The sequence below is a fragment of the Telluria mixta genome (genome assembly GCF_029223865.1).
In the GTDB taxonomy this organism is placed as follows: domain Bacteria; phylum Pseudomonadota; class Gammaproteobacteria; order Burkholderiales; family Burkholderiaceae_D; genus Telluria; species Telluria mixta.
Genome location: NZ_CP119520.1, coordinates 1,180,098 through 1,200,981, shown reverse-complemented (window position 1 = coordinate 1,200,981; position 20,884 = coordinate 1,180,098). Strand labels below are relative to the sequence as shown.

The window sequence follows — 20,884 nt, the reverse complement described above, 5'->3', positions numbered from 1 at the left end:
TTTTTTGTGAGAATTGAGGACGCAAATAGGGCTGGACAGCAACGCCGCCCGGCCCGTCGGAAACTGCTAACGGTGATTACGCCCTGTTCTGCAGCGCGCGGATCGCCTCCGCCACGCCCTGGCCGTACGCCGGATCCGCTTTCAGGAAATGCCCGATCTGGCGATCCTGGATAACGGCATCCGCATTGGACAGCGACCCGGCGATGTTGGCGATCAGGTTGCGCTTGCCTTCGTCGGTGAGCAGGCGGAACAGGTTGCCCGCCTGCGTGAAGTGGTCGTCGGTGGCGCGGGTGTCGTAGCGGCCCGCGTTGCCTTCCACCGGCCAGCCGGCGTCGCCGTGGCCGAAGCCGCCGGCGGCCGGGACATCGGCACGGACCGGATCGTAGTTCGGCGCCGCGCCGCCGTTGGCGATGGCCATGGCGCCATCGCGCTGCTGGTTGTGGAACGGGCAGCGCGGGCGGTTCACCGGCAGGTGCTGGTGGTTCGTGCCGACGCGGTACAGCTGGGCGTCGTGGTAGGCGAACAGGCGTGCCTGCAGCATCTTGTCGGGGCTGTAGCCCAGGCCCGGCACGATGTTCGACGGCGACAGTGCGGCCTGCTCGACGTCGGCATGGTAGTTGTCCGGGTTGCGGTTCAGTTCCAGGATGCCGACCGGGATGCGCGGGAACTCGCCCTGCGGCCACACCTTGGTGAGATCGAACGCGTCCCAGCCGGTCTTCGCTTCCCAGGCGGCGCGCCGGGCGTCGTCCATCACCTGGATCTCCACGCTCCAGCGCGGGTAGTCACCCCTGGCGATGGCGCCGAACAGGTCGCGCTGGGCATAGTCCGGGTCGACGCCGGCCAGGCGCTGGGCTTCCGTCGCGCTCAGGTTTTTGATGCCCTGCAGCGTCTTGAAGTGCCACTTGACCCACACGCGTTCGCCCGCGTCGTTGATCAGGCTGTAGGTGTGGCTGCCGAAGCCGTCCATGTGGCGGTAGCCGTCCGGCGTGCCGCGGTCGGAGAACAGGATCGTCACCTGGTGCAGGCTTTCCGGCGTCCTGCTCCAGAAGTCCCACACGTTCTGTGCGGACTTCAGGTTCGTCTGCGGGTCGCGTTTCTGCGTGTGGATGAAGTCCGGGAACTTGATCCCGTCCTTCAGGAAGAACGTCGGGGTGTTGTTGCCGACCAGGTCCCAGTTCCCTTCCTCGGTATAGAAGCGCACGGCGAATCCGCGCGGATCGCGTTCCGTGTCGGCCGAGCCCTTTTCGCCGCCGACGGTCGAGAAGCGCAGGAACGTTTCCGTCTGCTTGCCGACGGCCGAGAACAGTTTCGCCTTCGTGTACTTGCTGACGTCGTGGGTGACCGTGAAGGTGCCGTATGCGCCCGAACCCTTCGCGTGCACGACGCGCTCGGGGATGCGTTCGCGGTTGAAGTGCTGCAGTTTTTCGATCAGGTGGAAGTCCTGCAGCAGCACGGGGCCGCGCGGGCCGGCCGTGATCGAGTTCTGGTTGTCGTCGACGGGAATGCCGGAGGCGGTAGTGAGTTGGGTCATAGCGGCTCTTTCATGGTTAAGCTATCGGCGAATATTCATCGATAGCTGCGATCTATTCATAACCATGGTAGAGCTTGCGGGGTATTCGTGCAAACTATCCGTTTATATGGATCTAATAGATAAAATTAATCAACTAAAAGAATCCTCGTAGCAGCGGACTATTGCTCGAACACCGGGGTCAGAGCCCGATTTTGGGAAATTTCCAAAATCTGGGCTCTGACCCCGGTTTGACTTAGATCAGGCTCAGCGTGACGTCGATATTGCCGCGGGTCGCGTTCGAGTACGGGCACACGATGTGGGCTGCATCGACCAGGTCCTGCGCCACGGCGCGGTCCAGGCCCGGCAGGCTCACGGCCAGTTCCACGGCCAGGCCGAAACCGTTCGGGATCGGACCGATCGAGACGCTGGCGTCGATCGACGCGTCGGCCGGGACGGCGACCTTCTTCTGGCCGGCGACGAACTTGATGGCGCCCATGAAGCAGGCCGAGTAGCCGGCGGCGAACAGTTGTTCCGGGTTCGTGGCATCACCCTTGCCGCCCATTTCCTTCGGCGGTGCCAGGCGGACGTCCAGCAGGCCGTCGTCGGTACGGGAGGTGCCTTCGCGGCCGCCGGTGGTGTGGGCTTTGGCGGTGTACAGGACTTTATCGAGTTTGGTGGTCATGGCGTTATCCTTTCAGTGGTTGAGTTCGTACTGCACATAAATCGTCTTAAATCGCGCCGGCGAGCCTGTCGCGCATCGCTTTGACTTCGCCGACGAGTCTTACAACTTCCTGCACGTCGCAACCGGTGGCGCCCAGGATGCAGGCCGGAATGCCGGCCGCTTCGTCCTTCAGCGCACGCGCCGCAGCCGTCAGCCGGATCACCACGCGGCGCTCGTCCTGCGGATCGCGGGAGCGGTCGACCAGGCCCTGGGCCTCCAGCCGCTTCAGCAGCGGGGTCAACGTCCCGGAATCGAGGTACAGGCGCTCGCCGATGTCCGACACGCTCAGGCCGTCGCGCTCCCACAGCACCAGCAGCACCAGGTACTGCGGATACGTCACGCCCAGCTTGTCCAGGTGCGGCTTGTACACCTTCGTCATCGCCAGCGATGCCGAGTGGAGTGCGAAGCACAACTGGTTGTCGAGCAGGAGAGCTGCGTTTGCGTCGTTCGTTTCCATGGGTTGAACTATAGCGCGCAATTCAATTGTGCGCAATATGTTTGTTTTTATGAATGGCATAGCGTGGAGCTATGATCAACGCGGTGTGCCGAAGACCTGCGTCCAGTAGGCGGTGCGGTTGCGGTTCTGCGGATTGATCGCGTACGCCGCGCCCATTTCCGTGAACGTCGGATTCATGATGTTGGCGCAGTGGCCGGGGCTGTCCAGCCAGGACGCCACCGCTTCCTCGGGCGTGCGCTGGCCCGACGCGATATTTTCCCCGACGCGCGCCCAGCGGTAGCCGGCCCTGGTGGCCCGGTCGGCCGGAACGCTGCCGTCCGGCTGCTTGTGGTTGAAGTAGTGCTTCTGCGCCATGTCCGTGCTGTGTACGAGGGCGGCCTGGCCCAGCAGCGGGTTCCAGATGAGCGGACCGGCCGGACCGAACGCCTGCGTTCCGCACGTGCGCGGCTGCGCGCGCGCCGCGTTCACGAGCGCGAGGATGTCCCGGCCCGCGTCCGGCCACTTGGGCAGCGGCGGGATGACGACGGGCCGCGCCAGCACGACCTGCCAGTCGTTGCCGATGTGCGCCGTGCCCACGGCCGCGAATTCCGCAGCGCGCAGGGTGCGGCAGTATTTTTGTGCGATCACCTCCATCGCCGCGCGCGCATCGGGTGGCCCCGTGACCGTGATCGCCTCCGCATGCGCGGCCTCGTAGCCGGCGCGCTGCAGGGCGGATTCGAGGAAAGTGCCGGGACCGATGCGGATGCGGGACAGGGCCGGCTCGACGTTCAGCATCGCAACCGGCGCAACCGAAGCGCCGTCGCAGGTGCCGGGCGCGGCGCGGTACGCATTGATCAGATTGGCGAGCTCGTCCGCACGCGCGGGCGTGGCGGCAGCCAGCGTGGCGGCGAGCAGCAGAAAGCGGGTGAGGGCAGGCATGGTCGTCACCCAGATGGGGACGCGGGCCCGGAATTCCAGCCAGCCTGGACGCTTGGCATCGGGCAACGGTTCCTTTAGCATCGCAAGCCTACACAACCGTGGAGACACCATGAAACGACTTCTGTGCAGCGCCCTTATCCTGGGCGTATTTGCAGGCCAGGCCTACGCGGCCCCGGCCGATACCGCACCCTCCGGCGTCGACAAGACCGCCGTCGATCCGGCCTTCCGTCCGCAGGACGATTTCTTCCGTTATTCGCAGGGCAAGTGGCTGCACGACGTCGATATCCCGGCCGACCGCGCCAGCTGGGGCGCGTTCAACATCGCCCAGGAAAATGTCGAAACGCAGATCCGTACGCTGATCGAGCAGGCCGCGCAGGACAAGACCGCGAAAGCCGGTTCGAATGCGCAAAAGATGGGAGACTATTACGCCAGCTACATCGACCGCGCGCACCGCGACGCATTGGGTGTCGCCCCGTTGAAAGGGGAACTGGCGCGCATCGCGGCACTGAAGGACAAGCGCCAGTTGGCCGCGTTGGCCGCGCACTTCGACGCCATCGGCGCGGGCAGCCCGCTGTCCATGTCGGTGCAGCAGGATGCCCGGCAGTCGACGCGCTACCTCGTCGTGATCTCCCAGTCCGGCCTCGGCATGCCCAACCGCGACTACTACCTGCAGGACGACGCCAGGCTGGCCGACACGCGCGCGAAATACCAGGCGCACGTGGAAAAACTGCTGACGCTGGCCGGCCAGCCGGATGCGGCAGGTCAGGCCGCGCGCATTGTCGCACTCGAGACGGCGATCGCGCAGGCACAATGGAGCGCCGTCGAGAACCGCGATCCGGTGAAAACGTACAACAGGCTGACGGTCGCGCAGCTGAAAGCGCTGGCGCCGGGCTTCGACTGGGCCGCGTGGATGAAGACGCAGGACATCGCAGGCAAGGCGGACGCCGTCAACGTCGAGCAGCCGACCTATGTGCAAAAGCTCGATGGCATCGTGGCTACCACGCCCGTCGATACGTGGAAGTCCTACTTCACGTTCCGCGTGCTGAGCGTCTACGCGCCTTACCTGTCGCAGGCGTTCGTCGACGAGAACTTCGCGTTCCGCGGCATGGTACTGTCCGGCGCGAAGGTCAACCGTCCGACAGAAAAGCTGGCCATCGCGCAGATCAACCGCGACCTGGGCGAAGTCGTCGGCAAAGTCTATGTCGAGCACTATTTTCCCGCCGAGCGCAGGCGCCAGGTCGAGGAGATGGTCCATAACTTCCTGCTGGCGTACAAGGACAGCATCGAGACGCTGGACTGGATGACGCCGGAGACGAAGAAACAGGCGCAGGCCAAGCTGGCGAAAATCGCCGTCAAGGTGGGCTATCCGGACAAGTGGCGCGATTATTCGTCGCTGGCCGTCAAGCGCGCCGACCTCGTCGGCAACGTGATGCGCTCGCGCGCATTCGCGCACCGCTACGCCGTCGCCAAGCTGGGCAAGCCGGTCGACCGCGCCGAATGGCACATGACGCCGCAGACCGTGAACGCCTACTACAGCCCGGAGATGAACGAGGTCGTGTTCCCGGCCGCGCGCCTGCAGGCGCCGTTGTACGACGCGGATGCCGAACCGGCGATCAACTACGGCGCCGTCGGCATCTCCATCGGCCACGAGATCAGCCACGCGTTCGACGACCAGGGCGCCCAGTACGACGGCGACGGCAATCTGCGCAACTGGTGGACGAAGGAAGATGGAGAGAAATTCGCGGCGAAGGGCAAGGTGCTCGTCGCGCAGTATGCCGGCTACAGCCCGGTCGAGGGCTACCACCTGAATGGCGAGCTGACCCTGGGCGAGAATATCGCCGACAACGCGGGCGCCATCATGGCCAGCCGTGCCTACAAGATCTCGCTGCACGGCAAGCCGGCGCCCGTGATCGACGGCTTCACGGCCGAGCAGCGCATCTTCATGGGCCTCGCGCAGGCGCGCCGCGGCAAGGCGCGCGATGCCGCGCTGATCGCGCAAGTGAAATCCGATCCGCACTCGCCGTCGGAATTCCGCGTCAACGGCAGCCTGCGCAACCACCCGGGCTTCTACGACGCGTTCGACGTCAAGCCGGGCGACAGGATGTACCTGGCGCCACAGGACCGCGTGGTGTTCTGGTAACGCGCCCGGTTCAGTGCCGCAGCGAGGTCGCTGCGGCCGCCAGGTCCGGCCGGTCGGGGCGGAACGCGCGCTCGGCCGCCGCCGTGTCGTACAGCGACTCGACGCGGATGAACTTACCGTCACGCATGGTGAACGCGTGGACCCACTGGCTGTCGTAGCTGCGCCCCGTGGACCTGACCATCCACATGGCCTCGCCGAGGACGACGACCTTGTCGTTTTCCGCGATGACGTCCTTGATGACGAAGCGTGTCGGCTGCATGGCCTTGAGCAGCTCGGAAAAGAAGCGCCCGACTTCCGCCTTGCCGTGGAAGCTCCCGGCGAAGGGCACGGCTTCGGCGTCGGGGGCGATCCATGCGGCGTCGTCGTGCGCGTAGGCCATCATGCCGGGAATGTCGCCGCTCTGGAACAGCCGGTAGCCTTCCATGACGAGCCGTTTGTTGTCTTGTGCGTCCATGTCTCTTTCTCCTTGTGATTGTGGTGCGGCGGGGCCGCTTCATGCAGCCTAGACGCCCGGCGCGGGAAGTCAAGAATAGTATGTGACTTTTGGTTGTCGTAAACGGGGTCGCTGGGCATTACAATCGGGACATCACCCTGAAGGAATAGCCCATGCGTCTGATCTGCTTCGCCACCTTGCTCTCGCTGGCCGTCGTCCCGGCCGCCCACGCCCAATCGCAAGTGAAGATCGGCAGCGCGTCGCCGCTGTCCGGTCCCAGCGCGCACCAGGGCAAGGACATCGAGAACGGCGCGCGCCTGGCGATCGACGACCTGAATGCGCAGGGCGCGACCATCGGCGGCAGGAAGGTCAAATGGGTGCTGCAGGCCGAGGACGACGGGAGCGATCCGAAGCTCGGCACGGCCGTCGCGCAAAAGCTCGTCGACGGCGGCGTCGTGGCGGTCGTCGGCCACCTGAATTCCGGGACGACGGTGCCGGCCTCGAAGATCTACAACAGCGCCGGCATCCCCCAAATCTCGCCGGCGGCCACGACGCCGCTGTACACGCACCAGGGCTATAAAACGGCGTTCCGCATCGTCGCCAACGACGACCTCGTGGGCCGCGTGCTGGCCGGCTACGCCATCAACACGCTGAAGGCGAAGAAGATCGCCATCATCGACGATCGCACCGCGTTCGGCCAGGGCCTCGCCGACCAGTTCGCGAAAGACGTCAAGCGGTTGAAAGGCGCGGAGATCGTCAGCCGCCAGTTCACCAACGACCGCGCGACGGATTTCAATGCGATCCTCACGCAGATCCGCGCGCGTCGGCCGGACGTGATTTTCTACGGCGGCATGGACGCGACAGCCGGCCCGATGCTCAAGCAGATGCAGGCACTGGGCATCGCCGCGACGTTCGTGTCCGGCGACGGCGTGTGCTCGGAAAAGCTGCCGCAGCTGGCCGGCAGCGCGCTCGGCGACGACAAGGTCGTGTGCGTCGTGGCGGGCGGCGTCGACGCGCCGCTGGAGGCGGGCATGGCGGCCTTCGCGGACCGCTACAGGAAGCGCTACGGCATGGGCTTCCAGACGTATGCGCCGTACGCGTACGACGCGACGATGACCTTCGCCGCCGCCATGCGCGCGGCCGGCTCGTCCGACCCCGCGAAGTTCCTGCCGGTCCTCGCGCAGATCAGGTACCAGGGCATCACGGGCACCATCGCGTTCGATGCGAACGGCGACCTGCGCGACGCGGCCCTCACGCTGTACACCTACCGCAAGGGCCAGCTCACCAAGCTGCGGGTCGTGCGCGGCAGCGTGAACTGAGCGGACGATGCGCTACCTGGACTTCAGTTCGTGGCAGGCGCTGGCGACGACCTTCCTCGGCCTCGCCGTCGTCACCCTGATCGGCGTGGGCATCCGCGTGCTCATGATGCAGACGATCCAGCAGCGGCGCGAGCGCATGAACCGCCAGATCAACGAACGCCTGCGCACCCTGATCGCCGCCTACCGCACGCTGGGCGGCTCGTTCACGGGCGAGCTGACGGTCGATCCCAAGCATCTGCGCGACCTGCGCGCGGCCGGCCTGGATGCGGGCCCGGACCGCGCGCGCCGCATCCGCGATGCCGTCGAGGCGGCGCTGGCCGACATCCTGCTGCTCGGGACGGAAGAACACTGCCGCCTCGCGGGCCAGGCCGCGAGCGACCTCGCGGCGGGCCGGCCGATCCACACGGCCGACCTGGTGATCTCGCTGCGCGCCTTCATCCGCGAGGCGCTCGACCTGGGGCCGGTGCCGGACGGCGTCGCGATTCCGCTGCAGGGGCCTACGCGTACGCAGGGCAGCGGTGGCCGCGGCAAAGGTGAGGGCGGCGGCGGGGGCGGTGGAGGCGGCGGCATGGACGGCGGCGGCAGTGGCCTGGGCGCCGGACTGGCGCTGGGCCATCGCGACCATCACGACCCCGCCGCCTGATGCCGCGGCGCGGCCGTCAATCCGTCACGACGTGCCAGACGTTCATCTTCTTGTCGCCTTCGCGGTCGCCCGCCTTCTTGTCCTTCACGAAGGTGTACAGCGGCTTGCCCTGGTAGGCGAGCTGCTTGCTGCCGTCGTCGCGCGTGACGACGGAGTACGGCGCGGACACGGCCGCGTCGCCGGCTTTCACAGGCGGCCAGTTTTCCGCGCACGTGCCGTTGCAGGCGCTCTTGCCGCTGCCGGCGGTATCCTTGTCGAACGTGTAGACCGTCATGCCGTGGGCATCGACGAGGACGCCGTTCATCTTCTTGACGGGTGCCGGATCGGCGGCGTGGGCGGACAGGGCGAAGAGGGCGGAGAGACAGGCGATACCGAATTTCAGTGCTTTCATGGGAGCTCCTTGGAAGACATCGGTTGTCAGGACTGCCCGGACATTCTAGTCCAGGATGCGGGCTATAATGCCGCTCCTTCTGAAGAGTGTTCCCATGTCCCTCGACTGGTTCGCGCCGGCGCAATGCGTCGGCTATGTCGCGTTCATCCTCGGCGTCGCTTCGTTCACGCAAAAGGACGACCGCCGTTTCAAGCTGTTCATGGCCGGCGAATGCCTGGCCTACATCGTCCACTTCGCCCTGCTCGGCAATCCGACGGCCGTCGCCAGCTCGACGATGTCGCTGCTGCGCTCCGTGCTGGCGCTGTACACGCGCTCGCTGTGGGTGGCGGGCGGCGTCGTCGCGATGAACGTCGCCCTCGGCCTGGCGCTCGCCACGCGCATGACGGACTGGCTGCCCCTGGGCGCGTCCTGCATCGGCACGCTCGCGCTGTTCCTGTTGCGCGGCATCCCGATGCGCCTCGCGATGCTGTGCGGGACGTTGTTATGGATCGCGAATAACGTCATCGCCGGCTCGATCGGCGGCACGGCGCTCGAAGTGGTGATCGCGCTCGTGAACGCGACGATGATCTGGCGCATGGCGCGTGCGGCGCGAGTGGCGCAGCCGGCCTGAGGTCCGTCAATGCCGCGCGTTTGGCGCGGCGCGGCGATCGGGGATAATGGCGCCTCGATTCGTTCGACATACACGGTCACATGGAATTCACGCACGACGACATCAGCCGCCAGTTCGACCCCGGCACGTTTGCCCGGGGCGAGGAGTATGCCCGCAAGGGCCGCGTGATCTCCATCGACATCGAATTTCCCGATACGCTCCACGGCAAGGTGGAGGGCAGCGGCGGCAAGACATACTGGCAGGACATACGCGTGACGCGCGACAAGCGCGGCGTGCGTTTCCGCGGCGACTGCAGCTGCCCCATGACCCGCAACTGCAAGCACGTCGTGGCCGTGCTCCTGACGGAACTGGCGCACCGCCCAGTGGATGTGCCGGCGGCGGCCGAGCGCTGGCTGCAGCAGCTGGCGGCGGTCCAGGACATCCGGCAGCAAGTGGCGGATGCGGCGCGCGACACCTCGATCCGGCTCGTGTACGTGCTCGCCCCGGACCGCGAGGGCAAGGTGCCGGGGCTGCATCCGCACACGGTCCGCCTGCGCCAGGACGGCAGCGTGGCCGAAGCCGTACTCGAGACGGATCCGCTGCGCCTGGTTAACTTCCGGCCGCCGCACGTGACGCGCGAGCACGACGAGCCACTGCGCCTGCTGGGCGCGATGCAGGTAAGCCATCACACGCTGAAGCCCGCAGGCGTCCTCGGCGCCGCGTTGCTGGAAAGGCTCGGTGCCGCAGGCTGGCTGTGGCGCGCGCGTTCGCTGAAGGCGGCCAGGTACGGCCACCTGGAACGGGTAGAGTGGGGGCCGCGGCGGACGCTGGCGCTCGACTGGTTGCAGCATGGCGCCGACCGTGAGACCGTGAGCCTGGGTTGGCGTGCGGATGGCGGCCAGCTGCCCGAGCACATGTATCCCACCGACCCCATGGTCTATCTGGACGGCCTCGTGGTCGGCGAGGTGGCGCTGCCGGAACAGCTGGCGGCCATCCCGCCGGCGGTCCTTCTGGACGTCGTCGGGCACGCACCCACGCTGCGCGGGGAGCAGCGCAACGGCGTCGCAGGCCGCATGATCGACCTGGGCCTGGACGGCCTCGTGCCCGCGCCGGCATCGCTCGAGGTGCGCGAGCGGCGCGACATCGCGCCCGTACCGCACCTCACGCTGGACAGCCTGCAAATACCGACGCGCCGCGACTGGGACTGGCGCGACATTGCCGTCCTGACGTTTGAATATGACGGTCTCTCCACGGAAGGCATCGACGAGCCCGTATTGCGCAACGTGCTCGATGGCGGCGTCGACGTGATCGTGCGGGACCCGGCGGCCGAAGCCGCCGCTGCCGCGCAACTTGCCGCGTCCGGCTTCGACTCGCCGTTGCCGGACGATCCATTGCTCGACGACTGGCCCGACGCCCTGGGATTACCGGACGAAGCCGCATGGCTCGCCTTCGTGCGCGACGAGCTGCCGCGCCTGCGCGAGGCTGGCTGGCAGGTCGAGATCGGCGACGATTTCCGCTACCATCTCGCGGAAGTGCAGGAGTGGTACGCGGACCTCGACGAAGGCGAGCAGGACGGCAACGGCTGGTTCGACCTCGAACTGGGCATCGTCGTCGATGGCGAACGCCATCCGCTGCTGCCGCTGCTGGTGGACATGATCCGCAAAGCCCCATCGCAATTCGGCACCGACGCCCTGGCCGCGCGCGCCGACACCGACGCGATGCTGGTCGAACTGACCTCGTCCAGGCGCGTGGCCCTGCCCTGGGGACGGATCAAACCCATCCTGGCCACGCTGGGGGAGCTGTATTTCGGCGACCGCGTCGGTGCGAAGATCCATCTGCCTGCGCTGGATGCGGCGCGCCTGGCGGAACTGGAGCGCGCCGCGCGCCTGCGCTGGCTGGGCGGCGAACGCTTGCGTGAACTGGGGCGCAAGCTGCACGATTTCGACGGCATCCGGCCGGTGGACGTGCCGGCCGGCCTGACGGCGCAGTTGCGCCCCTACCAGCGCGCGGGTCTGAATTGGATGCAATTCCTGCGCGAATACGGCTTCGGCGGCATCCTGGCCGACGACATGGGTCTCGGCAAGACCGTCCAGACGCTTGCCCACATCCTCGCGGAAAAGGAGGCGGGCCGCCTCGATGCACCGGCGCTCGTCGTGGCGCCGACGAGCCTGATGGGCAACTGGCAGACGGAAGCGGCGCGCTTCGCACCCGGCCTGCGCGTTCTGCTCCTGCACGGCAAGGACAGGAAAGCGTCATTCGAGCTGGTCGGCAGCGCCGATCTCGTGCTCACGACGTATGCCCTGCTGGGCCGCGACGAGCCGGCGCTGCGCAGGCACCGCTACCACCTCGTGATCCTCGACGAAGCCCAGTACGTCAAGAACAGCCGCTCGAAGGCGGCGCAGACCGTTCGCCTGCTCGATGCCCGCCACCGCCTGTGCCTGACCGGCACGCCGGTACAGAACCATCTCGGCGAATTGTGGTCGCAGTTTCATTTCCTGATGCCGGGCCTGCTGGGCGACGACAAACAGTTCAATACGGTGTTCCGCAAGCCGATCGAGCAGCGCGGTGACTCTCAGCGCAAGAACCTGCTGGCACGCCGCGTGAAACCGTTCATGCTGCGCCGGACCAAGGACAAGGTCGCCACCGAGTTGCCACCCAAGACAGAGATCGTGTTGCCTATCGAACTCGACGGCGCCCAGCGCGACCTGTACGAGACCGTGCGCGTGGCGATGGACAGGAAGGTCCGCGACGCCATCGACGCCAGGGGCCTGGCGCGCAGCCAGATCATCATCCTTGATGCCTTGTTGAAACTGCGCCAGGTCTGCTGCGACCCGCGCCTGCTGGACGCGGCCGCCAGCGCCGGCTCGGCCAAGCTTGACGCGCTGCTGGAACTGCTCGACACGTTGCTGAGCGAGGGGCGCAGCGTCCTCGTGTTTTCCCAGTTCACCAGCATGCTGGCGCTGATCGGCGCCGCGCTGGACGCGCGCGGCATCACGTTCGTGCAGCTGACGGGCGACACCGCCGATCGCGACGCCCCCGTCCGCGCGTTCCAGCGGGGCGAGGTGAGCGTGTTCCTGATCAGCCTGAAGGCGGGCGGCGTCGGCCTGAACCTTACCGCGGCCGATACCGTCATCCATTACGATCCATGGTGGAACCCGGCCAGCGAAAACCAGGCGACCGATCGTGCCTGGCGCATCGGCCAGGACCAGCCCGTGTTTGTCTACAAACTGATCGCGCAGGGGACGCTCGAGGAAAAAATCCAGGACATGCAGCGCCGCAAGGGCGAGCTGGCCGCCGCGGTGCTGGAGGCGGAAGGCGGGTTGGCCGCCGCCATCGGGCGGGACGACCTGCAGGTGCTCCTCGCACAACCCTAGGCCGGCGCGCGCACTCCGTGCATTACCGTACGGACGCCCGCGCCCGCCTGCGGCATCCTGAACCCATGATCAATCACAAACGAAAGGAGTACGATCATGGGCAAATATTTCCTGGCCTGGATCATGGGCGTACCGGCTATCGTGCTGGTCATCCTGTACCTGTTCTTCCACTGATCGTGGGGACTTGCCGTAACGAATGACAACGCCACCAGCCGGTGGCGTTGTCGTTTCCAGGCTTACGCCACGGTGATGTTCACGTCGATATTCCCACGCGACATTTTCGAATACGGGCACGTCTGGTGCGCGGCATGGACCAGGTCCAGCGCGACCTCGCGCGGCACGCCGGGCAGGCTGACATGCAGCCGCGCCTGCAGCGCATAGCCGTCGGTGCCGGTGCCGAGGTCGACTTCCGCATCGACGGCGGTGTCCACCGGCAGTGCTACATGCCGGTCGCGCGCGGCGAGGCCCAGCGCGCCGATGAAGCAGGCCGACCAGCCCGCGGCGAACAACTGTTCCGGGTTCGTGCCCGTGCCGTGGCTGCCCGGCGGCGACAGCGTGATGTCGAGACGGCCGTCGTCGCTCTTTGCGCTGCCTTCGCGGCCGCCGGTGGTGCGGGTCTTGCCGGTGTAGAGAACCTTGTCGATCTTGCTCATGATTTTTTCCTTTGATGAGGTGAGTAAAGCGGATTACAGGTGGTCGACGGCGATGACGGCATCGGCGAACGCGCGCGGTGCCTCCTGCGGCAGGTTGTGGCCGATGCCGCCCTTGATGAGTTCGTGCTTGTACTTGCCGGTGAAACGCTTGGCGTACGCGGCCGGTTCCGGGTGCGGGGCGCCGTTGGCATCGCCTTCCAGGGTGATCGTCGGCACGGTGATGGCCGGGAAGGTCGCCAGGCGCTGTTCCAGTTTGTCGTACTTTGCTTCGCCCTGGACCAGGCCGAGGCGCCAGCGGTAGTTAAAGATCGTGATGGCCGCGTGGTCCGGGTTCTCCAGCGACGCGGCGCTGCGGTCGAACGTGCGGTCGTCGAACTGCCATTGCGGCGACGCGGTCTTCCAGATCAACTTGGCGAAATCGTGGTGATTCTTCGCATAGCCGGCGGCGCCGCGGTCGGTGGCGAAGTAGAACTGGTACCACCATTGCAGCTCGGCGGCCGGCGGCAGCGGCTGCTTGCCGCTTTCCTGGCTGCCGATCAGGTAGCCGCTCACGGACACCAGCCCCTTCACGCGCTCGGGCCACAGCGCGGCGACGATGTCGGCGCTGCGCGCACCCCAGTCGTAGCCGGCCAGGGTCGCCTTGTCGATCTTGAGCGCATCCATCAGGTCGACGACGTCCTGCGCCAGCGCGGCCGGCTCGCCGTTGCGCACGGCCTTCGGATCCAGGAAGCGGGTCGTGCCGTAGCCGCGCAGGTGCGGCACGATCACGCGGTAACCGGCCTTCGTCAGCAGCGGCACGACATCGACGTAGCTGTGGATGTCGTACGGCCAGCCGTGCAGCAGGATCACGACGGGACCATTGGCCGGACCTGCGTCGACGTAGCCGACGTTCAGTACGCCCGCATTGATCTGCTTGACGGACGAGAAAGCGTCGGCGGTCTGTGCATGGGCCGTGCCGAGCGCAGCGACGGTGAGGGCGGCTGCGCCGAAGACGTTGCGCAGCGTGCGGGCGATGGACTGGTTCATTTCGATTCCTCCGGTAAATGGGTCAGATAATCTGCTGCCGCGAATTACTTATCGCGATAATCATTATGTCGATAACTGTATCCGAGGTGCCAAAGCTTTGCAGGCGCGAAAACCATTATTTCGATAATTATTTTTGACACAGCGGTGTGTCCGAAAAGACGGCCGTTAGAATGTCATTTCGACAAATATCTAGGAGACATCATGAGAAGTGCGGCAGCTGTCGCCGGATGCCTGCTGGCCTGTGCGGCCCAGGCGGCCCAGGTGACTGACCCGGTGCGGGTCACGGGAGGGCAAATCGTCGGCGCGGCGGCCGACGGGGTGAATACGTTCCTGGGCGTGCCGTTCGCGGCACCGCCGGTCGGCAAGCTGCGCTGGCGCGCGCCGCAGCCGGTCGTGCCATGGCCGGGCGTGAAGTCCGCGCAAGCCTATGCGCCGGCCTGCGCCCAGACCGCGCAGTGGGTGCCGGATCCGAAAAGCGAAGACTGCCTGTACCTGAACGTGTGGGCGCCCGCGAAGGCGCAGAACCTCCCCGTCATCGTCTGGATCCACGGCGGCGGCTATTACGGCGGCACGGGCGCCCAGCCCGGCTATGACGGCGGCAACCTGGCACGGCGCGGTGTCGTCGTCGTCACCATCAATTACCGCCTTGGCATCTTCGGCTTCTTCGCGCATCCCGAGCTGACGGCGGAGTCGCCGGATAAAGCGTCGGGCAACCAGGGCATGGAAGACCAGGTCGCGGCGCTGCGCTGGGTGAAAGACAATATCGCGGCCTTCGGCGGCGACCCGGCGCGCGTCACGATCATGGGCGAATCGGCGGGCGGCGAATCGGTTGCGGTCCTCGTCGCGTCACCGCTGGCGAAGGGCCTGTTCCAGCGCGCGATCTCGCAAAGCGGCAACTTCGCGATGCCGATCGACGCCAGCGAGAACGCCTTGTTCGACCGCACGGCCGCGGAGAAGGCGGGCGTGACGTTCGCCAGCGCGGTAGGGGCGAAGCGCCTCGCGGACCTGCGCGCGCTGCCCGTCGCCGCGCTGCAGAAACCGGCGTGGGCGCCGCATCCGATCGTCGACGGCCATCTGCTGCGCGAAGACCTGACGACGACGTACCGCAACCGCCGCCAGAACGACGTGCCCCTGCTCGCGGGCTGGAATGCGGAAGAGGGCAAGGATCTTGCACCGGAAATCCTCGGCACGGACAAATTCACGGCCGCCGCCCACAAGACGCTCGTGACGAAGCTGCTGGGCCATGCGCCGTCCGCCGCCCTGCTGGCTGCTTATCCGGGCGCCACCGATGCACAGGCCAGGGCGTCCATCGACCAGCTCACGAACGACTGGTGGGGCTGGCGCACGTGGTACTGGGCGTCGCTGCAGGCGCAGTATGGCAAGGCCCGGCCCTACCTCTACTATTTCACGCACCGGCCGGCGGAACCCCTGACGCCGTGCGGCTATGGTTGCGGGGCGGGACATGGCGCCGAGATCCAGTACGTGTTCGACCATCTCGGCCAGGATCCGCGGCCGTGGTCGACGTACGACCGGCAGCTGGCCACGCGCCTGGCCGACACCTGGGCGAACTTCGCGCGCTCGGGCACGCCGAACGGCCAGGGATTGCCCGACTGGCCCGCGTTCGACGGCAGGCCGGCGACCATCCTGCGCATCGGCGACGCGGCCGACCTGCAGGCGCGCGGCAAGCTGCCCGATTTTTCGTTGTTCGGGCAGCCGCCCAAACGCTGACTAACTGCGGAGCTGCGAGGGGCTGAACCCCAGCAGCCGGCGCATCCAGCGCGCCATGTGGCTCGGATGCGCAAAGCCGCAGTCGAGCGCGATCGCCGTGACGCTGTCCTGCCCCTCGAGCAGGCGCAGGCGCGCCCGTTCCACGCGCCGTTCGAGCACGAACCGGTGGACCGGCGTACCTGTCGCCTGTTTGAACAACGCCTTGAAATGCGAAGGACTGAACCCCGCGACGGCGGCCAATTCCGCGAGCGTGAGGTCGCGGTCCAGGTGGGCGTCGACATAGTCGATGACGTGGCGCAGGCGCCAGGCCGGCAGCGCCCGCGCCGGCACGGGCGTCAAAGGCGACTGCAGCGCGACGAGGCGCACGGCGAGTGCCGACGCGAGGCTGTCGGCGAACAGCCTGCCGCCCGGGTGGGCGGCATGGTCCTCGGCCTGCATCATCCAGCCGATGCGCTCGATCTGCGGATCGCGGATGTGGATCGCCGGCGCGAGGTCGAAGGTGCGCGCGCCGGGTCCCATGTCCTCGGCCGTGGCACGCAGGTGCGCGGGCGCGAGCCGCAGCAGCAGCGAGGTGGCCGGCCGGGACAGGGTCCAGCGGGTGCTCGAGCCGCCCGGCACGACGCAGAACTGGCCGTGCAACCGCACGCCCTGCCGCTCGGCCTTGCCGGCCCGGTACGACACCGGCACCGGCGCGCCCAGGTGGAGGCACAGCACGTGGCGCTCGTCCACGGGCGAATCGAACCGGCCCGGCGGCACCGGCGACGTCAGGACGTCGAGGAGCGGCAGCGGGGCGGTGGACGGGCTGGGATAGCAGGCGGGGCGGTCGGTCATCGGATCCTCCGGTACGCGTCTCGCCAATGTACAAGGAAATCATCCGTTTGTGTCCGCTGTCGGCCGCCGGTGCGCGCAGATCGTGGCGCGCGCCACTAGCATCCTTCCATGTCCAACGCATCGAAGGAGAGTCGGTATGAAACGCAGGGATTTCTTGTACATGACCGCGGCGGCCGTGGCGGCTGGCCGTGCGCAGGCGGCGCCGCAAACGGAAGTGGAGCGCTACCGTCACGCGCGGCGTTACGTGGACCTGCCGTGCGGCCGCATCGCGTACGTCGAGCGGGGCAAGGGCGCGGCGGCGCTGTTCCTGCACGGGGCGCCGCTGAATGGCTTTCAATGGCGTGGCGCGATCGACCGCCTGGCCCCGTACCGGCGCTGCATCGCCCCCGATTTTCCGGGCCTCGGCTACTCGCAGGTCCCGGAGGACCAGTCGGTGGCGCCCGCCGCCCAGGTGGCGATGCTGGCGGCGCTGCTGGATGCGCTCGGCGTCGACCAGGCCGACATCGTCGCTGCCGACAGCGGCGGCGCGGTCGCGCAGATGTTCCTGGTCCGCTATCCGGCGCGGGTACGCACGCTGCTCCTGACGAACTGCGACACGGAGCCCAACAGCCCGCCGCCGATGATCCAGCCGGTGCTCGACATGGCCCGTGCCGGCACGCTGGCCGACGACACCGCGACATGGCTGGCCGACGGGAATCGGGCGCGCGCGACGTTCGGCGCGGCCGTGTACCACGACCCTGCGCTGCTCACGGACGACATCATCGACTACTACGTGGCACCGCTGGTGAGCACGCCGCTGCGGCGCAGGCAGTACCACGCGTTCCACAACGCCCTGGCGCCGAACCCGCTCGCGGGCATCGAGGCGGCGCTCAGGCGCAGTACGGTGCCGGTGCGAATGGTGTGGGGCGCCAGCGACATCATCTTTCCCATGGCGGATGCCGCTTACCTGGACCGTATTTTCCCGCGCTCGCAGGGAATACGCCGGGTTCCAAAAGGAAAATTATTTTTTCAGGAGGAATTTCCTGATGTTATTGCGGAAGAGGTATTGCATTTATGGGATGTCGGTTAAATAGATTTCTATTTTGAATTAATTCAAAATATCACAGATAATCAAATTTTCTTCAAAGTAAAATAATTTGCGCATAGTAATAAAAGTATATCCATAATGTGAATGCGCGACGGGTATTAAGAATACATATGTTTCATCAGCCATCGGTGAATTACCCGATTTAAATGTCGGAGTATTTAACAGTGCTGGGATCTATATCAGTGCGCATTTAAAAAATCCATTTTCTTTCAAATAGATAAGGCGGTGGCACGGGAATTGCTAAGGTGTCGCATGCATTCGTTGCACCTATAACGTTTATCCACTTGAAAGGACCACTGAGATGAAACTAAAATTTGCGCTGGCCGCTGCCCTCGCATTCACCGCCATTACCGGTACCGCACACGCCGGCGCCTTTATCAACGGCGGTTTTGAAGACGGCAATACGAACGGCTGGACGACTGGGGAGGGTAATCGTTCGTTCATCGGCAATACCGGACTGACGCCGGCAACGTTCCTGCCGGGTGGCAGCCTGTACACGGGGCCGGCCACCCGTTCCGCCATCAATACCGCAGGCACGTCGGATCCGCTGCTGGGCGGGCTGCTGGGCTCGACCGTCTATTCGGGCCAGTATTCGTACCGCGTGGAAGACACCACGTTCGGCGGTAACGCTTCGGTCCTCAGCCAGAAAGTGACGAATTACACCGAAGCGAACGTCTTCTTCGCCTGGAAAGCCGTGCTGGAAAACGGCGGTCACAGCGCCGATGAATCGGCCGAACTGCTGATCACGCTGACCGACGATACGACCGGTACCGTACTGATCAACCGCGTGTATAACGCCGGTGCGGGTGGTGGTGGCGTCGACGGCCGTTTCTCGGTGACTGGCGACCTGTATTACACGCCGACCTGGCAAATCGAACAGCTCGCAATCGATTCGTCGCTGTCGGGCCATGATTTCACGTTGTCGATTCTGGCGGCCGATTGCTCGCCGACCGGTCACACGGGTTATGCCTATATCGACGGTTTCGGCGCGGTTATCCCGCCGGTGAATGTTCCGGAACCGGCTTCCGCTGCGCTGATGCTGCTGGGTGCAGGTGCAATGCTGCGCTCGCGTCGTCGCAAGCAGGCTAAATAAGCAGTAATAAAAAAAGAAAGCGCCACCTTCGGGTGGCGTTTTTTTTGCAGCATTGCCGCTCTCTTATCCTTCCTTATCTCCCGCAATGGCACGCTGTGCGGCTTTGCTGAGTGAGCCGAGGGCTTTCCGATACGACCACTCGACCAGTTCCGCCAGATACGCAGGGGGGAAATGCTCGACCTGGACGATCGTCACCCAGTGAAAACGTCCCATGTAGCGAGCCGGCTTCACACCAGGAATGTCTGTCAGTTCCACAAAACGGTCGGTCGAGACTCTCGTGCTGAAACGCCATTTTTCCGGCTCGCTCGTCTTGAAATAAGCGAAGTTCTTTCCGCCAACGGCGTATGCAAGAACGTTCGTGGGCGCGCCATGCAGCACTTCGGTCGCGCCAGCGAATCCACGGCAAAATGACTTCAGCTCTTCGACGTTCATGATATCCCGTTCGAGAAACAAAAACGCCAACCTGCATGGGTTGGCGTTTCGTTAAATACTGCTGAATTCTTTGGTGGCCCGGGGCGGAATCGAACCACCGACACAAGGATTTTCAATCCTCTGCTCTACCAACTGAGCTACCAGGCCAAAGGAGGCATGATTATAGCGACGGGTTTGCGAAGCTGCAAGTCCTGTCGAGTAATTTTTGGACGGGGGTGGGCAAGATGTCCGTCCCGTTCGCCGGGAGCAGGCCATGGTGAAGGGTCTATAATGTTCATTATGAGCACACAGACCACTTCCTCCGCACCTCATCGCAACGTCGCGCGCCGCAGCGACATCTGCATCGTCGGCAATGGCGCGATCGCCAAGACGGCGGCGCTGGGCCTGTCGCAGGCCGGGCACAGCGTCACACTGCTCGTGCCGCCCGCGCGGCCCGAGGCACAGGATACGTCGACCGCGTCGGGCGACAAGCCCTGGGACGTGCGCGTCTATGCGCTCAACCACACGGCGCATACTTTGCTGTCGTCGCTGAAAGTCTGGGGCGCGCTCGACATGGCGCGTGTGGCGCCCGTCGACGCCATGGACGTGCAGGGCGACGGGGAGCAGGGCGGCCATCTCGGGTTCGATGCGTTCGGCGCCCATGCGGGCTCGCTCGCGTGGATCGTCGAGGACAGCAACCTGAACCAGGCGCTCGATGCGGCGCTGCGCTTCGCCCAGAACGTCGAGACCGTCACGGGACGCGCCTGCCGCATCGTGAGCAGTGCCGACGACGTCGAGGTCGAGCTGGAAGACGGCAAGGTGCTCGCGGCCCAGCTGCTGGTCGGCGCCGACGGACGCGATTCCTGGGTGCGCGGGCAGTGCGACATCGGCATCGATTACCGCTCGTACCACCAGCGCGCCATCGTGGCGAATTTTGCGTGCGAAAAGCCGCATCACAACGTGGCCTATCAATGGTTCACGTGCAAGGAAGGGATCGTCGCGCTGCTGCCGCTGCCGGGGAATAAAGTGTCGCTCGTGTGGTCCGCGCCGGACACGCTGGCCGACACCATCATGAACGAATCGCTGGGCGAACTGGCGATCCGCCTGGGCGAGTATTCGGAGAACAAGCTGGGCCTGCTGAAGCCGCTGCAGCCGGAAGACGTCAAGGCGATCCCGCTGGCGCTCGTGCGCCCGCATGCGATCACGGCGCCGCGCGTGGCGCTCATCGGCGACGCCGCCCATGCGGTGCATCCGCTGGCCGGGCACGGCATGAACCTGGGCTTCGGCGACATCAATGCGCTGCTCGACACGATCGCCGCGCGCGACGCCCACCAGGGCCTTGGCGACGAGCGCGTGCTGGCGCGCTATGCCCGCGCGCGCAAGGAAGACGTGTTGCTGATGCAACTCGCCACGGATGGCCTGGAGCGTCTGTTCGGCGCAAATCTGGAGCCCGTGCGCGTGGTTCGCAATTTAGGATTAAACTTGCTGGATAAGTTGCCTCTGGTCAAGCGACGGCTGATCGCCCACGCGATGGGCAGGTAACGTGGCACATCTTTAAGG

Annotated in this window: 19 protein-coding genes and 1 tRNA gene; 9 read left to right on the top strand and 11 right to left on the bottom strand. The window is 65.7% G+C overall.

Annotated features, from left to right (window positions below; genetic code table 11):
• Nucleotides 1-76 precede the first annotated feature (76 nt).
• The 4 genes from P0M04_RS05335 to P0M04_RS05320 form a co-directional block, all read right to left on the bottom strand.
• Nucleotides 77-1,531 (bottom strand): catalase, encoded by a 1,455-nt coding sequence (locus tag P0M04_RS05335; protein WP_259447921.1) that lies wholly within the window; start codon nucleotides 1,529-1,531, stop codon nucleotides 77-79.
• A 232-nt stretch (nucleotides 1,532-1,763) separates the two neighbouring features.
• On the bottom strand, nucleotides 1,764-2,192 hold the full coding sequence (locus P0M04_RS05330) for an organic hydroperoxide resistance protein (RefSeq protein WP_259447920.1): 429 nt from the start codon (nucleotides 2,190-2,192) through the stop codon (nucleotides 1,764-1,766).
• A 46-nt stretch (nucleotides 2,193-2,238) separates the two neighbouring features.
• Complete coding sequence (locus P0M04_RS05325) at nucleotides 2,239-2,688, bottom strand: MarR family winged helix-turn-helix transcriptional regulator (RefSeq protein WP_259447919.1); 450 nt, start codon at nucleotides 2,686-2,688, stop codon at nucleotides 2,239-2,241.
• A gap of 75 nt (nucleotides 2,689-2,763) precedes the next feature.
• Entirely contained in the window at nucleotides 2,764-3,606 is an 843-nt protein-coding gene (locus tag P0M04_RS05320; protein ID WP_259447918.1) for a CAP domain-containing protein, read from the bottom strand.
• A gap of 109 nt (nucleotides 3,607-3,715) precedes the next feature.
• Here P0M04_RS05320 and P0M04_RS05315 point away from each other — a divergent pair, with 109 nt between their 5' ends.
• Entirely contained in the window at nucleotides 3,716-5,746 is a 2,031-nt protein-coding gene (locus P0M04_RS05315; protein WP_259447917.1) for a M13 family metallopeptidase, read from the top strand.
• A 10-nt stretch (nucleotides 5,747-5,756) separates the two neighbouring features.
• On the opposite strand, the gene P0M04_RS05310 is transcribed toward P0M04_RS05315, so the two are convergent.
• Nucleotides 5,757-6,200, bottom strand: coding sequence for a nuclear transport factor 2 family protein (locus tag P0M04_RS05310; RefSeq protein ID WP_259447916.1), 444 nt, complete (start codon nucleotides 6,198-6,200; stop codon nucleotides 5,757-5,759).
• Nucleotides 6,201-6,352: 152 nt separating this feature from the next.
• On the opposite strand from P0M04_RS05310, the gene P0M04_RS05305 reads away from it, so the two are divergent.
• Both P0M04_RS05305 and P0M04_RS05300 read left to right on the top strand, forming a co-directional pair.
• A complete protein-coding gene (locus P0M04_RS05305) occupies nucleotides 6,353-7,498 on the top strand; it encodes a branched-chain amino acid ABC transporter substrate-binding protein (RefSeq protein ID WP_259447915.1) in 1,146 nt (381 codons plus the stop codon).
• Nucleotides 7,499-7,505: 7 nt separating this feature from the next.
• On the top strand, nucleotides 7,506-8,141 hold the full coding sequence (locus P0M04_RS05300) for a hypothetical protein (protein WP_259447914.1): 636 nt from the start codon (nucleotides 7,506-7,508) through the stop codon (nucleotides 8,139-8,141).
• Nucleotides 8,142-8,157: 16 nt separating this feature from the next.
• Here the strand turns inward: P0M04_RS05300 and P0M04_RS05295 are convergent, their stop codons facing one another.
• A complete protein-coding gene (locus P0M04_RS05295; protein WP_259447913.1) occupies nucleotides 8,158-8,532 on the bottom strand; it encodes a COG4315 family predicted lipoprotein in 375 nt (124 codons plus the stop codon).
• Nucleotides 8,533-8,626: 94 nt separating this feature from the next.
• Between P0M04_RS05295 and P0M04_RS05290 the strand changes: the two genes are divergently transcribed.
• Nucleotides 8,627-9,142, top strand: a complete 516-nt coding sequence (locus P0M04_RS05290) for a YgjV family protein (RefSeq protein ID WP_259447912.1) — start codon at nucleotides 8,627-8,629, stop codon at nucleotides 9,140-9,142.
• An 80-nt stretch (nucleotides 9,143-9,222) separates the two neighbouring features.
• Complete coding sequence (locus P0M04_RS05285) at nucleotides 9,223-12,495, top strand: DEAD/DEAH box helicase (RefSeq protein ID WP_259447911.1); 3,273 nt, start codon at nucleotides 9,223-9,225, stop codon at nucleotides 12,493-12,495.
• Between the two features lie 236 nt (nucleotides 12,496-12,731).
• Here P0M04_RS05285 and P0M04_RS05280 read toward each other — a convergent pair whose 3' ends face one another.
• Nucleotides 12,732-13,148, bottom strand: a complete 417-nt coding sequence (locus tag P0M04_RS05280) for an organic hydroperoxide resistance protein (protein WP_259447910.1) — start codon at nucleotides 13,146-13,148, stop codon at nucleotides 12,732-12,734.
• 33 nt (nucleotides 13,149-13,181) lie between these two features.
• A complete protein-coding gene (locus P0M04_RS05275) occupies nucleotides 13,182-14,174 on the bottom strand; it encodes an alpha/beta fold hydrolase (protein WP_259447909.1) in 993 nt (330 codons plus the stop codon).
• Between the two features lie 201 nt (nucleotides 14,175-14,375).
• On the opposite strand from P0M04_RS05275, the gene P0M04_RS05270 reads away from it, so the two are divergent.
• The gene (locus P0M04_RS05270; RefSeq protein WP_259447908.1) at nucleotides 14,376-15,902 is read left to right on the top strand and encodes a carboxylesterase/lipase family protein; all 1,527 of its coding nucleotides are present in this window, start codon (nucleotides 14,376-14,378) and stop codon (nucleotides 15,900-15,902) included.
• On the opposite strand, the gene P0M04_RS05265 is transcribed toward P0M04_RS05270, so the two are convergent.
• Entirely contained in the window at nucleotides 15,903-16,733 is an 831-nt protein-coding gene (locus tag P0M04_RS05265) for an AraC family transcriptional regulator (RefSeq protein ID WP_259447907.1), read from the bottom strand.
• Between the two features lie 136 nt (nucleotides 16,734-16,869).
• Between P0M04_RS05265 and P0M04_RS05260 the strand changes: the two genes are divergently transcribed.
• Nucleotides 16,870-17,802 (top strand): alpha/beta fold hydrolase, encoded by a 933-nt coding sequence (locus tag P0M04_RS05260; RefSeq protein WP_259447906.1) that lies wholly within the window; start codon nucleotides 16,870-16,872, stop codon nucleotides 17,800-17,802.
• 319 nt (nucleotides 17,803-18,121) lie between these two features.
• Nucleotides 18,122-18,913 carry a PEP-CTERM sorting domain-containing protein gene (locus P0M04_RS05255; protein WP_259447905.1) on the top strand — a complete coding sequence of 264 codons (792 nt, stop codon included), beginning with the start codon at nucleotides 18,122-18,124 and terminating at the stop codon, nucleotides 18,911-18,913.
• A gap of 63 nt (nucleotides 18,914-18,976) precedes the next feature.
• Here P0M04_RS05255 and P0M04_RS05250 read toward each other — a convergent pair whose 3' ends face one another.
• Together P0M04_RS05250 and P0M04_RS05245 are read right to left on the bottom strand one after the other, a co-directional pair.
• Nucleotides 18,977-19,345, bottom strand: a complete 369-nt coding sequence (locus P0M04_RS05250) for an MmcQ/YjbR family DNA-binding protein (protein ID WP_259447904.1) — start codon at nucleotides 19,343-19,345, stop codon at nucleotides 18,977-18,979.
• A gap of 71 nt (nucleotides 19,346-19,416) precedes the next feature.
• A tRNA-Phe gene (locus tag P0M04_RS05245) sits at nucleotides 19,417-19,492 on the bottom strand.
• Nucleotides 19,493-19,624: 132 nt separating this feature from the next.
• Here P0M04_RS05245 and P0M04_RS05240 point away from each other — a divergent pair.
• Complete coding sequence (locus tag P0M04_RS05240; protein WP_259447903.1) at nucleotides 19,625-20,866, top strand: FAD-dependent monooxygenase; 1,242 nt, start codon at nucleotides 19,625-19,627, stop codon at nucleotides 20,864-20,866.
• Nucleotides 20,867-20,884 lie beyond the last annotated feature (18 nt).